Raw genomic sequence first — 12,444 nt, 5'->3', positions numbered from 1 at the left:
AAAAAAGGCTTGGCAGAACGTTGCCAGTTTGTTCAAAGCCTTGTCGACACACTATTGTAACAATGGTATAATTGTTATCGGTTACAAGTTTAAAAAGTATGAAAATTTCACAACAATGGAGGGATGGGCATGGAACAGTTGAATCTATATCAAAATAACTATTTGATAGTCTTTGTGTTCCTATGTCTCGGGGTCTTGCTTCCGATCGTTGCTCTGTTTGCGGCAAAGCTTTTGCGGCCGAAGTACAAGCAGGATGAGCGGAAATACACGACCTATGAGAGCGGAATGGTGCCGTTCAGCGATGCACGGGTACAATTTAACGTCCGTTACTATGTGTTTGCCCTTATGTTCGTTATTTTTGATGTAGAAACAGTGTTTTTGTATCCATGGGCTGTCGCCTATGAGAAACTCGGAATCTTTGCGTTGATTGAAATGCTGATTTTCGTCGTGATGCTTCTCATCGGACTCATCTACGCATGGAAAAAGAAGGTGCTAAAATGGATTTAAAATTGGAAGATATCTCACCAGAAGAAATGGCAGAACTCCAAAGGAATGTTTTCGTCACTTCCCTTGAGCAGGTAAAAGGCTGGGCGCGAAGCAACTCGCTTTGGCCAATGACATTCGGTCTTGCATGCTGTGCGATCGAAATGATGGCTTCCAGTTCGGCTCACTACGACCTTGACCGTTTCGGGACATTCTACCGCAACTCGCCGCGTCAATCCGATGTCATGATCGTGTCAGGAACGGTTACGAAGAAAATGGCTCCGACAGTGCGCAGGCTGTATGATCAGCTGGCTGAACCAAAATGGGTCATCGCAATGGGTTCATGCGCGACTGCAGGGGGACCATATGTAAAATCATACTCAGTTGTAAAAGGGGTCGACCAGATCGTGCCAGTCGATGTTTACATACCGGGTTGCCCGCCGAATCCAGCAGCATTGATTTACGGGATTAATAAATTGAAAGAGAAAATCCGTTATGAGGCGAAAACCGGGAAGAAGGTGATCTAACCGATGAGCGGGGAAAAGGATTTAGAGCAGATAAAGAGAGAAGCCGCAGCAAAGGCGAAGGAGCTTGCGAAGCAGCGCCAGGCGGCAAAACAGGCAGGGGAAGGAAACGACCCGAAAGAGGTTGCCGACAAAGTCGCAGAACCTGAACTGAAAGAAAACCAGGCTCCGGCAACAAGTGATGATGCCGAACTGGCAAAGAAGAAAGCCGCCGCAGCAGCGAAGGCAAAGGCAGCTGCCATGGCGAAGATGAAAGCGAATGGGCAGGCTGCTGAAGCACCAGAAGGCAAGGAAGAGGTTTCGGCACCGGTTGAAGGTCAAGACGCTGAATTAGCCAAGAAAAAAGCAGCGGCAGCAGCAAAAGCGAAAGCAGCCGCACTGGCAAAAATGAAGGCAACAGGCCAGGCAGAAGCAAATGCTGATACAGAAGCACCAGCAGCTGCTTCATCGGATGACGATGATCTGGCGAAAAAGAAAGCCGCAGCCGTTGCGAAGGCGAAGGCAGCAGCGGCAGCGAAATTGAAAGCAAAGGCTGAAGCAGGCGAAGCTGCAGAAGCTCCAGCAGGCGATGACGACGACCTGGCGAAGAAGAAAGCCGCGGCCGTAGCGAAGGCAAAAGCAGCCGCAGCAGCAAAAAGAAAAGCCCAGGAAGCAGCAGGCGGCGGAGCGGATGCTTCATCAGACGATGATGATCTGGCGAAAAAGAAAGCCGCAGCTGTAGCGAAGGCAAAAGCAGCCGCAGCAGCAAAGGCGAAAGCGGCAGCAGGCGGTGGATCGGCTGACGACGAAAAAGCGAAAGCGATTGCCGCAGCAAAGGCAAAAGCAGCAGCGGCAGCTAAAGCGAAGTCAGCAGCTGGCGCCAAAGCAGGAGCTGAAGAACCTGTTGAAGAGAAGAAGCCTTCTCCGAATCAGCCATATCTAGATAAATATGTAAAAGCAATCACCGACAATCTTGGTGATGACATTCTGGAAGATTCATATATTAATCCACTTTCAAAGGATGTTCCAACGCTAGTCGCCAGGAAAGAATCGTATTATCGACTGGCCGAATTCCTGAAATACAATGAATTGCTCGGCTTCGATTATCTATCAGAGCTTCATGGCACTGATTTCCAAACACATATGGAAGTGTATGTTCACTTGTACTCATACAAAAACAGGCAGTCTGTTGCCTTGAAGGTCAAGCTTGACCGCGAGGACCCTGTCATCCAGTCGGTGCAGCCTTTATGGGCGGGTGCGGACTGGCCGGAGTGTGAGACATACGACTTGCTTGGCATCAAATTCACAGGCCATCCAAATCTCCATCGCATCATGCTTGGTGAAGACTGGGTCGGCCACCCGTTAAGAAAAGACTATGAACCGTATGATGTGGAGGTGTAGCCCGTGATACGCACAGAAGAAATGCTCTTGAACGTGGGCCCACAGCACCCTAGTACACACGGTGTATTCCGCCTCGTTCTGAAAATTGACGGTGAAATCATCGTTGAAGCAAAACCGGTTATCGGTTATTTGCACCGCGGGACTGAAAAGCTCGCCGAAAACCTGCAATACACACAAATCATCCCTTATACGGACCGGATGGACTATGTTTCTGCGATGACGAACAACTATGTCATCGTCCATGCCGTGGAAACGATGATGGGGCTCCAGGTTCCGGAACGGGCTGAGTACCTGAGAATCCTGGCAATGGAATTGAACCGGGTTGCCAGCCACTTGCTATGGTGGGGAACATTCATCCTCGACTTTGGTGCGACAAGCCCATTGCTGTACGCATTCCGTGACCGTGAAATGATCCTAAACCTGCTGAATGAACTTTCAGGAGCGCGCCTGACATTCAACTACATGCGTGTTGGCGGCGTGAAGTGGGATGCTCCGGAAGGCTGGCTTGAAAAGGTCGCTGAATTCGTTCCTTACCTGAGAGGGCAGCTGAAGGGCTATCACCAGCTTGTATCAGGGAATGAAATCTTCCTTAACCGTACAAAAGGAATCGGTACATATACGAAGGAAGACGCAATCAATTACTCATTGAGCGGACCAAACCTTCGCAGCACCGGCGTCAAATGGGATCTGCGCAAGGACGAACCGTATTCAATCTATGACCGCTTCGACTTTGACGTTGTCACACGCGAAGAAGGCGATGCGCTAGCCCGTTACTATGTAAGGATGGGCGAAATCGAAGAATCATTGAAAATCATTGAACAGGCTGTGGAGCAATTCCCGAAGGACGGAGAGATCATGGCCAAGGTTCCAAAAATCATCAAGGCTCCAAAAGGGGAAGCGTTTGTCCGGATCGAAGGCTCCAGAGGCGAAATCGGCTGCTACATTTCCAGCGATGGCAAAAAAGAGCCATACCGTCTCAAGTTCAGAAGACCAAGCTTCTACAACCTGCAAATACTTCCTAAACTGCTCGAAGGAGAAAGTATCTCAAATCTGATTGCGATTTTAGGAGCGGTTGATATCGTTCTTGGGGAGGTAGACGGTTAATGGTTCAGGATCTTCTCGAATCAAGCGCAGGCCTTTTGAATTTCAGTATTTTCTTTGCCCTTGCTGTCGTCCTGCTGTTGGTCATCCTTGGTTTCGTAACAATGGCGATCCTGGCAGAGCGGAAAGTGCTGGGCTTCATGCAGGGCCGTTATGGTCCAGCATATGTCGGCGGCAAGTGGGGACTTTTACAGTCCGTAGCCGACGTTGTCAAGCTTCTTGTAAAAGAGGACTTAATCCCAAAAGCAGCGGATAAGCCGCTGTTCATTATCGCACCTGTCATCGCGTTCGCGCCGTCCTTCATGGTCATGGCGACGATTCCGCTGACAGACAAACTGCAATTCGCTGACTTGAATGTCGGCTTTCTGTACTACATCGCAATTTCAGGGTTGACCATCGTCGGCATGCTGATGGCAGGCTGGGCATCAAACAATAAATACTCTTTGCTTGGCGGTATGCGTGCCGCGGCACAGATGATTTCCTACGAAATTCCGCTTGTCATGAGCGTGCTTGGGATCGTCCTGCTGGCAGGCAGCCTGAACCTTAACGAGATCGTTGCTGTTCAGGGCGAAAGCGGCTGGTTCATCCTGTGGCAGCCGATCGCGTTCATCGTGTTCTTCATCGCGGCTACGGCCGAACTGAATAGGGTGCCATTCGACCTTGCTGAAGCGGAAAACGAGCTTGTCGCCGGTTTCCATACTGAGTATTCAGGCTTTCGCTGGGCGATGTTCATGCTTGCTGAGTATGTGTATATGTTCGCAATGTCAGCCTTGATCACTGTGTTGTTCCTTGGCGGATGGCTGCCGCTGCCGTTCCTGGGCTTCATTCCTGGAGCTGTATGGTTCGCGCTTAAGTTCAGCCTGGTTGTTTACATCCTGATTTGGTTCCGTGCTACGTTCCCGCGTATCCGCGCTGACCAATTGATGGAATTCGCATGGAAAGTGCTTCTGCCGGTAGCGCTGGCAAACATCTTCCTTACTGCGTTAATTAAAGAATTTTTTCTAAAATAGGAATGGAAGCACCTTGCTTCCTGCATTAAAGGGGTGAATTACGTGCTAGGATGGACTAAAGGATTAGCTTATACCCTTAAACAATTGACTCGTGAAAAGCTTACTTATGATTATCCGAACAAACCGATTCCGCTGCCGGACCGGTTCCGCGGGATCCAGAAGTTTTATCCTGAAAAATGCATCGTCTGCAACCAGTGTGCCAATATATGCCCGACAGATTGCATTAACTTGACTGGTAAGAAGCATCCTGATCCAACGAAAAAAGGCAAGATCATCGATACGTATGATATCAACTTCGAGCTTTGCATTCTCTGTGACCTATGCACAGAAGTCTGCCCGACTGAAGCGATCATCATGACGAATAACTTCGAGCTTGCTGAATACAGCCGGGATGATTTATTCAAGAACCTGGAGTGGCTTGACGAAAATGATGAGAATATACGGAAGGTGAATAAAGCATGACGTTAACAGGCGAATTTTTTGCGTTTATGTCACTTGCTTTAGTGGCGGTAATCGGCGGCGTGCTTTTATTGAACCTTACCAAGGTCGTCCACATGGTCGTTGCGCTCGTCTTTACATTCGTCAGTATTGCAGGTATTTATGTGTTGCTGTCCGCTGAATTTCTGGCGGTGGTCCAGGTAATGATCTATTCCGGTGCCATCACTATCATGATGCTGTTCGGAATCATGCTTACCCGCCACCATGGCGACGAGGCTGAGCCAAAAGGCGGCACCCTTCGCAGGCTTTTCCTGCTTGTCGGCGTCCTGGGCTTCGGCGCAGCAGTCTATTTTGGAATTTATGACCTGGATTTCGAGGCAGTTCCAAATACATTGCATGAAAACAATACAGAACAAATCGGGATTTCACTGTTCTCTCACTATATCATCCCGTTTGAACTGACATCCGTCATCCTGCTCGCTGCCCTTGTCGGTGCGATCGTACTGGCACGCAGGGATGATGAAAAGGAGGGTGATCAGGAATGAGTTCTGTTCCGGTTTCAGCCTATCTCGCTCTGGCACTGATCTTGTTTTGCATCGGTCTGTATGGAGCCCTGACAAAAAAGAACACGGTTATCGTATTGATTTCGATTGAATTGATGCTGAATGCCGTCAATATCAATCTGGTAACCTTCAGTAAATACGGAGCGAATCCTTCCATCACTGGCCAGGTGTTCGCGCTGTTTTCCATCGCGGTGGCTGCAGCTGAGGTAGCTGTTGGTCTGGCGATTCTGATATCGCTTTACCGCAACCGCAGGTCGGTCAATATCGACGAAGTGAATCAGCTGAAGAACTAGTTTGATAGAACCATGTACCATATGCGGCACACTGCCGCTGGCATTAGATAAAAAATTCTTGTAGCTGGACTGCCCCGTGAAATGCGGGCCTCAATCTGACGGGCGTACACATGATCGATCACGCGCGCGTTCAAAAAAGGGGATTGTGATATTAATGGAGAATGCTTGGCTCATTCCGCTGTTCCCGCTTGTATCCTTTCTGTTCCTTCTGCTGTTCGGCAAAAGGCTTAAAGAAGCGAGTGCATTCGTCGGCATCCTGGCGACGCTTGCCTCTCTTGTCTACTCCATCCTTGTGCTCCTCGAGCGCCTGGAGAGCCCGACACATAAAGCTGAAGCCGTCTGGCTGACTATTGGGAACCTGGAACTTACTGCGGGTTTTGAAGTAAATCAATTAAACGCATTGATGCTGGTGATCGTCTCTCTTGTCAGCTTCCTTGTACATACCTACTCAAAAGGCTATATGCATGGTGATGAGCGATTCCCGGTCTTCTATGCTTATCTCGGACTATTTACTTTTGCAATGCTTGGACTCGTAATCTCGCCGAACCTTCTTCAGACTTATATTTTCTGGGAATTGGTCGGTGTAGGTTCATTCCTGTTGATCGGATTTTATTTTTACAAAGAAAGCGCCAAAGCGGCTGCGAAAAAAGCCTTCATCATGACTCGTATTGGGGATGTCGGGCTGCTGATCGGGATGATCTTATTATTCTGGCAAACTGGCAGCTTCGAATATGATGAAATTTTTGCAGCAGTAGAAGAAGGCGCGATTTCTGGAACGATGATTACCCTTACGGCGATCCTGATTTTCATCGGAGCCGTTGGTAAATCGGGTCAGTTCCCGCTTCACACATGGCTTCCGGACGCGATGGAAGGTCCGACGCCAGTTTCTGCGTTAATCCACGCAGCGACGATGGTTGCGGCCGGTGTCTATCTTGTTGCATCATTGTTCCCACTGTTCAATGCGAGTGAAACAGCGATGCTTACTGTAGCGATCATCGGTGCATTCACGGCGATTTTCGCCGCTTCGATCGGCCTTGTGCAGAACGACATCAAACGCGTTCTCGCGTACTCGACGGTCAGCCAGCTTGGTTACATGATGCTGGCATTGGGTTCTGCCGGTTATGTTGCCGGTGTGTTCCACCTGATGACCCACGCTTTCTTCAAAGCGTTATTGTTCCTTGCAGCAGGTAGCGTCATCCATGCTGTACATACACAGGATATTGAAAAAATGGGCGGGCTTTGGAAAAAGCTTACGTTCACTGGTCCATTGTTCCTGATCGGGACTCTGGCCATCAGCGGTGTTCCGCTATTCTCAGGGTTCTTCAGTAAAGATGAAATCCTGATCGCTGCATGGGCGCATGGCAATTACGGCCTGTTCTGGCTTGCTGTCATCGCGGCATTCTTCACGGCATTCTACATGTTCCGCCTGTTTTTCATGGTCTTCACCGGTGAAGCACGCAGCGAAATGAAGAATGTCCATGAGTCGCCATCTGTGATGACATTGCCGATGCTTGTTCTTGCTGTGCTGGCTGTTGTAGCCGGTTATGTCAATACACCTTGGTTCGGTGCGTTCCTTGGTGACTGGCTGGTAGAAGGCAATGAAGCGCTTGGCCACGGCCATATTGCCGGACCTGGCTGGATCATGATTGTCGCTACCGCTGTATCCCTGCTCGGCATTCTGCTGGCATGGATGATGTACAGCAAGAATTCGATCTCCCGCGACTGGCTCAGCAGCAGAGCGCCAATTGCTTATGGGGTCGTAAAAAATAAGTACTATATCGATGAAATTTATAACCAGTCCGTTGTGTTCGCAACGAAAGCGATCAGCTTATTCCTGCGGTTCATTGAGCTCTTCGTTGTGGAAGGACTAGTGAAGCTGACAACGGCTACGGTCCAGGCGCTTGGCAAGACTGGCGCTAAAATCCAGAACGGACAGGTACAGACATACGGCACTATCGCATTTGTCGGACTTGCCGTCCTGATGGTCATCTATGCGTTAACAGGGGGGTATTTGTAATGGAATTCAATTATTTTCTTTCCTTGCTGGTATTCTCCCCGTTACTAGGTATCCTGCTATTGGCATTCATGCCAAAGACGAATGAATCAGGCATCAAGATGCTTGGTGTGCTGGCGACACTGCCATCTTTGGTCCTTGCACTGCTCGCATATTTCTCGTACCGCGGCGGCAGCGACCTGGCGAATTTTTCGGAAAAATTCCGCTGGATCCAGTTTGGCGGCCAGGGTGCCGAGCAATCCGGCATGTTCACCGTGAACTATGAGCTTGGCATCGACGGCTTCGGTCTCGTGATGGTCGTGCTGACTGCAGTCATCGCTACACTGGCGGCAATCGCTTCCTTCCATATCAAAAAAGAATGGAAAGGCTACTACATGCTGTTCCTGCTTCTCGAAATCGGGATGCTGGGAGTGTTCACGGCACAGAACTTGATTTTGTTCTTCCTTTTCTTTGAAATCACGCTCATTCCGATGTTTTTCCTGATTGGAAAATGGGGCTATTATGAAAAAGAAAAGGCTGCATACAGCTTCTTGATTTATAACGGCCTTGGATCAGCTGTTTTGCTGATCGTCATCATGGTGTTATTTTCAAGAACAGGCACGTCAAACATTGATATGCTTAGAGTCATTTTAAACACAGAAAACGCGCCAATGTTCGCGCCGATTTCCGAGTCGCTGAAGATGGGCTTGCTGGTTGCATTGCTTGTCGCCTTTGGCGTTAAGCTGCCAATCTTCCCGCTTCACAGCTGGATGCTGCGTGTTCACGTTGAGGCGCCGCCATCAATCGTCATGATTCACTCCGGAATTCTATTGAAGATTGGTGCTTTCGGTCTGATTCGCTTCGGAATGGGGATTTTCCCGGAACAGTTCGCTGACCTGGCAGTGCTGCTTGCAGTGCTTGGAGTCATCAACCTTCTGTATGGAGCATTCCTGGCGTTCATCCAGACAGATTTCAAGATGGTGCTAGCGTACTCTTCTATTTCCCACATGGGGATCGTTTTAATCGGACTTGGCGCATTAAATGAAGCTGGGATTCAGGGCGCCATCTTCCAGGTCGTTTCACACGGCTTGATTTCAGCATTATTGTTCTTCCTTGTTGGTGTGCTTTATGAGCGCACACATACGACGACGCTTGCCAACCTTGGCGGCATGGCAAAAGGAATGCCGCTCGCATCAGGCTTCCTGCTTGCAGGCGCGATGGCATCACTCGGTCTGCCGGGCATGTCCGGATTTGTCAGTGAATTCATGGCCTTCCTTGGATTGTTCGAGGAAATGCCTGTCCTTGCAGCGGTCGGTGCACTCGGCATCATCATGACAGCCGTTTACCTGCTGCGCGCAGTGCTTGCGATCACGTATGGCAAAGCTGAGCGTGAATTTGTCGGGGTTTCGGATATCCGCTCATTCGAATGGGCACCGGTCCTGGTACTGATTGGCCTGATCGTTCTGATCGGTGTATATCCTGCTGTTCTTAGTGAACCGCTTCAAGCAACTTTAGAGACTATCTTGATGGGAATAGGGGGGTGATGAAGGATGGATTTAGAGACGCTTCTATCATTTGATTGGGGGACGATGACTCCGGAATTCATCATCCTTGGCTTCATTGCCATTTTATCAGTAGCAGATTTGTTCATGCCAAAGCATGTTGACCGTAAAATCCTTGGATGGGTCGGCTTCGCGGGTGTAGTACTTGCCCTGGCATCACTAGTTTCGCTGATAGGCACAGATACAACTTCGATTTTGTACGATACGTTCAGATTGGATTCATTCGCGATTGCCTTCAAGCTGATCCTGCTTCTTGGTGCAGCGCTTGTCATGCTTTTAGCGATTGACTACAAACACAATGACGGACTCGAAGACAATAAAGGGGAATTTTTCTACCTGTTCCTGTCTGCTGTTCTTGGAACCATGTTCATGGCTTCAAGCGGCGACTTGATCACATTGTTCGTCGGTCTTGAATTGCTGTCGATTCCTTCATATATTCTTGCGGGCATGCGCAAGCGGAATATGAAATCCAACGAATCTGCGATGAAATATGTGCTGAACGGCGGTATTTCTTCCGCGATCACATTGTTCGGTATGAGCTATGTGTTCGGAATCGCTGGCACAACGAATTTAAAAGGAATTGCAACTGTGTTCGGCGGTCTTACTGACCCTCAGCACATCTATATTCTTGGACTGGCATTCTTCATGATTTTCGTCGGCTTGTCATTCAAGCTGGCATCCGCTCCATTCCATATGTGGGCACCGGATGTTTATGAAGGAGCTCCGACTCCAGTGACTGCGTTCTTGGGCGCCGTCTCAAAAACAGCTGGATTCGTGATCATCCTCCGCATCCTTTTATCGATTTTCGGTTATGTTCCTGTCGCGCAGGAGGACGGACAGCCAATTCCGCTTCTGTTCGCAATGCAGGATTACATTGCATTCCTTGCGGGAGCAACGATGATCATCGGTAACGTCATCGCCTTGAGACAGCGCAACATCAAGCGCCTGTTCGCGTACTCAAGTATTGCGCACGCCGGTTACATCCTTGTCGCGCTCACAGCGATGTCATTCATTACATTCGATGCAATCTGGTTCTACCTGCTTGCATACGTATTGATGAACCTTGGAGCATTCGCGATCATTCAGGTCATCACAATGAAAAATGGTTCAGAGGATATCAGCCACTTTGCTGGCCTGTATCGCCGCTCACCGCTATTGGCAGTCGGCATGGGAATCTTCATCCTGTCCCTCGCAGGAATCCCTGGTACAGCAGGCTTCATCGGTAAGCTGAACATCTTCATGGGAGCGTTGATGGTCGACCAGGCACATTACGTACTTGTATCAATCATGATTGCCACAACCGTCGTATCGTATTTCTATTACTTTGGAATCATGACGCAAATGTTCTTCCGCCCGGCATCAAGCGAGGAAAAAATCCAGCTGCCAATGGGAACTCTCGTCGTCATCCTGGTAACAGCAGTCGGAACGATCCTGTTTGGAATTATGCCCAATCTGGCAATTGACTTCCTCCACACGAACTTCAATCAGTTCATGGACTTCATGAGATAAGCCTGCTGCTTTTAAAATTTGGTGAAGCCTCAATGAAGAGACCATGTAAGAAAAGCATCACCATGTATGGGTTTTGGGGAAAATCTATTCATTCATCATAGGGGTAAATACAGCTGGCCTTGCGGAATTTCGCAGGCCAGTTTTTTATTGGACAAAAAAATTAAGGTGTGAAAATGAATGCGCTTTTGTACTCAAGGTCCAACCTCTAACCCTCAGTAACAATGTACTGCATCCTCACGGTTCCTCTTATGCCTGCTCGGGCTAACCAGTGCGCCTGCACATTTTTTTGAAACTTTTTCGCAGTTGAAACGTCTATTAATATGGTGCATACACCTATATGATAAAATGAGTAGGTAAAGGGGGAAGGTTTATGATGACAGGATTTGGCGGCTTTGCACTGACCAGCATTCTCTTGCATCTAGTGTTCATTGCTGTATCCTGGTGGGCGCTACAGGCTCTCCAATTTGAAAAGCTGCTCAGGGCAAACCATGTACTTCAAGCCCGGATTTTATATATTCTCGCTTCCATCGCACTAGGGTCGACAGTCAGCAACTTCTTTTTGAATTACCTCCAATGGTCACAGCAGCTTCCGATGATTTTTCAGCAATGAATTCAACTATTGTTAAAATTGGTAAAAAATTAGGTCTTCATACATGTTTCCAAAATGCAGTTTTTTAAGTACAATACTCATTGTGTTTGTTTTTATGGAGAAGTATGTTTAATTTTTCACATAAAGTGAACACCCGGCTGAGTTGGCAGCCAGAATGATGTCAAAAAGTGACGAGAATTCCCACGTATGTGATTCGCTCTCCTGGTAAGAATGGTAGTAAGGGGAGAGTGACAGACATATGAAGAAAATTTCGTTTATTTTATCAATTATTGGCATTATTGGTTTTATTGTGCTCCAAGCTGGGAATAAGACGACTGTAGCTGACGCAGATCATGAACTTAAAACTCTGGCCTCAGTTTTGCAGGACGAAAATATTATGATCACTGGCTGGTCAATGTATGCAAGGGAAACGATGGAAAAAGAAAATGCAAATGATCTGGTGAACGATTTAAAAGCGAAGCTTCCAAATTGGACATGGACTGGCGGCGACAATCTCAACCATGGTGAGATCACGGCTGTAACCAGGTCTGGAGGACTTGAGGAAAAAATCAAGTTTGTTTCGACCGACACAAACGGCCGTTTACATACGTATGTGATGTATGAGGTCAGAGGTCAGTACTGGAATAAAAATACAGAAGTATTTTTAAACAAAAATTTACCAGGCAGAATATTTGACATTTTTCGAGGAAATGCCACAACTTTCTCTTGTGTAGAAGGCGAATTTGATGATAAGATAAACTCGGCTTTACCTGTTTATAAAACTAAATTGTTAAAAGCCTTCAATGCCAAGGAAGTCGAAGGAATGGAAGAGGAATCATTCTTATCCGTATCAGCCGTTTCACCTTTATTCGACAAGTCCTTAAGCAAAGAACATGACATGAATATGCAGCTTGGATTACGGAAAACTGACCGATTGGGCGCAAAGACTACCCTCGTAGTTGGCACACCCATCATAACGATTGAATATTAATATAGAGA

At 48.0% G+C, this 12,444-nt stretch carries 13 protein-coding genes; all 13 read left to right on the top strand.

Features of this window, described 5'->3' with window-relative positions; all coding sequences use genetic code 11:
- Positions 1–129: 129 nt before the first annotated feature.
- Positions 130–507, top strand: a complete 378-nt coding sequence (locus tag EJA10_RS11320; RefSeq protein ID WP_125480116.1) for an NADH-quinone oxidoreductase subunit A — start codon at positions 130–132, stop codon at positions 505–507.
- On the top strand, positions 498–1,010 hold the full coding sequence (locus EJA10_RS11315; protein WP_125480115.1) for a NuoB/complex I 20 kDa subunit family protein: 513 nt from the start codon (positions 498–500) through the stop codon (positions 1,008–1,010). The genes EJA10_RS11320 and EJA10_RS11315 overlap by 10 nt, the downstream gene beginning before the upstream one ends.
- A gap of 3 nt (positions 1,011–1,013) precedes the next feature.
- A complete protein-coding gene (locus EJA10_RS11310) occupies positions 1,014–2,387 on the top strand; it encodes an NADH-quinone oxidoreductase subunit C (RefSeq protein WP_125480114.1) in 1,374 nt (457 codons plus the stop codon).
- A 3-nt stretch (positions 2,388–2,390) separates the two neighbouring features.
- Positions 2,391–3,491 (top strand): NADH-quinone oxidoreductase subunit D, encoded by a 1,101-nt coding sequence (locus EJA10_RS11305; RefSeq protein WP_125480113.1) that lies wholly within the window; start codon positions 2,391–2,393, stop codon positions 3,489–3,491.
- Positions 3,491–4,498 carry an NADH-quinone oxidoreductase subunit NuoH gene (gene nuoH / locus EJA10_RS11300; RefSeq protein ID WP_125480112.1) on the top strand — a complete coding sequence of 336 codons (1,008 nt, stop codon included), beginning with the start codon at positions 3,491–3,493 and terminating at the stop codon, positions 4,496–4,498. The genes EJA10_RS11305 and nuoH overlap by 1 nt, the downstream gene beginning before the upstream one ends.
- A 42-nt stretch (positions 4,499–4,540) precedes the next feature.
- On the top strand, positions 4,541–4,960 hold the full coding sequence (gene nuoI / locus EJA10_RS11295) for an NADH-quinone oxidoreductase subunit NuoI (protein ID WP_125480111.1): 420 nt from the start codon (positions 4,541–4,543) through the stop codon (positions 4,958–4,960).
- Positions 4,957–5,481 (top strand): NADH-quinone oxidoreductase subunit J, encoded by a 525-nt coding sequence (locus EJA10_RS11290; protein ID WP_125480110.1) that lies wholly within the window; start codon positions 4,957–4,959, stop codon positions 5,479–5,481. The genes nuoI and EJA10_RS11290 overlap by 4 nt, the downstream gene beginning before the upstream one ends.
- A complete protein-coding gene (nuoK, locus tag EJA10_RS11285) occupies positions 5,478–5,792 on the top strand; it encodes an NADH-quinone oxidoreductase subunit NuoK (RefSeq protein WP_125480109.1) in 315 nt (104 codons plus the stop codon). Before EJA10_RS11290 ends, nuoK begins: the two co-directional genes overlap by 4 nt.
- 154 nt (positions 5,793–5,946) lie before the next feature.
- A complete protein-coding gene (nuoL, locus tag EJA10_RS11280; protein WP_125480108.1) occupies positions 5,947–7,809 on the top strand; it encodes an NADH-quinone oxidoreductase subunit L in 1,863 nt (620 codons plus the stop codon).
- Positions 7,809–9,329, top strand: coding sequence for an NADH-quinone oxidoreductase subunit M (locus tag EJA10_RS11275; protein ID WP_125480107.1), 1,521 nt, complete (start codon positions 7,809–7,811; stop codon positions 9,327–9,329). The genes nuoL and EJA10_RS11275 overlap by 1 nt, the downstream gene beginning before the upstream one ends.
- 6 nt (positions 9,330–9,335) lie before the next feature.
- Positions 9,336–10,856, top strand: a complete 1,521-nt coding sequence (gene nuoN / locus EJA10_RS11270) for an NADH-quinone oxidoreductase subunit NuoN (RefSeq protein ID WP_125480106.1) — start codon at positions 9,336–9,338, stop codon at positions 10,854–10,856.
- 370 nt (positions 10,857–11,226) lie between these two features.
- On the top strand, positions 11,227–11,466 hold the full coding sequence (locus EJA10_RS11265; protein ID WP_125480105.1) for a DUF1146 family protein: 240 nt from the start codon (positions 11,227–11,229) through the stop codon (positions 11,464–11,466).
- A gap of 238 nt (positions 11,467–11,704) precedes the next feature.
- Entirely contained in the window at positions 11,705–12,436 is a 732-nt protein-coding gene (locus EJA10_RS11260) for a YwmB family TATA-box binding protein (RefSeq protein ID WP_125480104.1), read from the top strand.
- Positions 12,437–12,444: the final 8 nt, after the last annotated feature.

The sequence above is a fragment of the Mesobacillus subterraneus genome (assembly GCF_003937825.1).
GTDB lineage: Bacteria > Bacillota > Bacilli > Bacillales > Cytobacillaceae > Mesobacillus > Mesobacillus subterraneus.
This window is presented reverse-complemented; position numbering and strand designations above follow the sequence as displayed.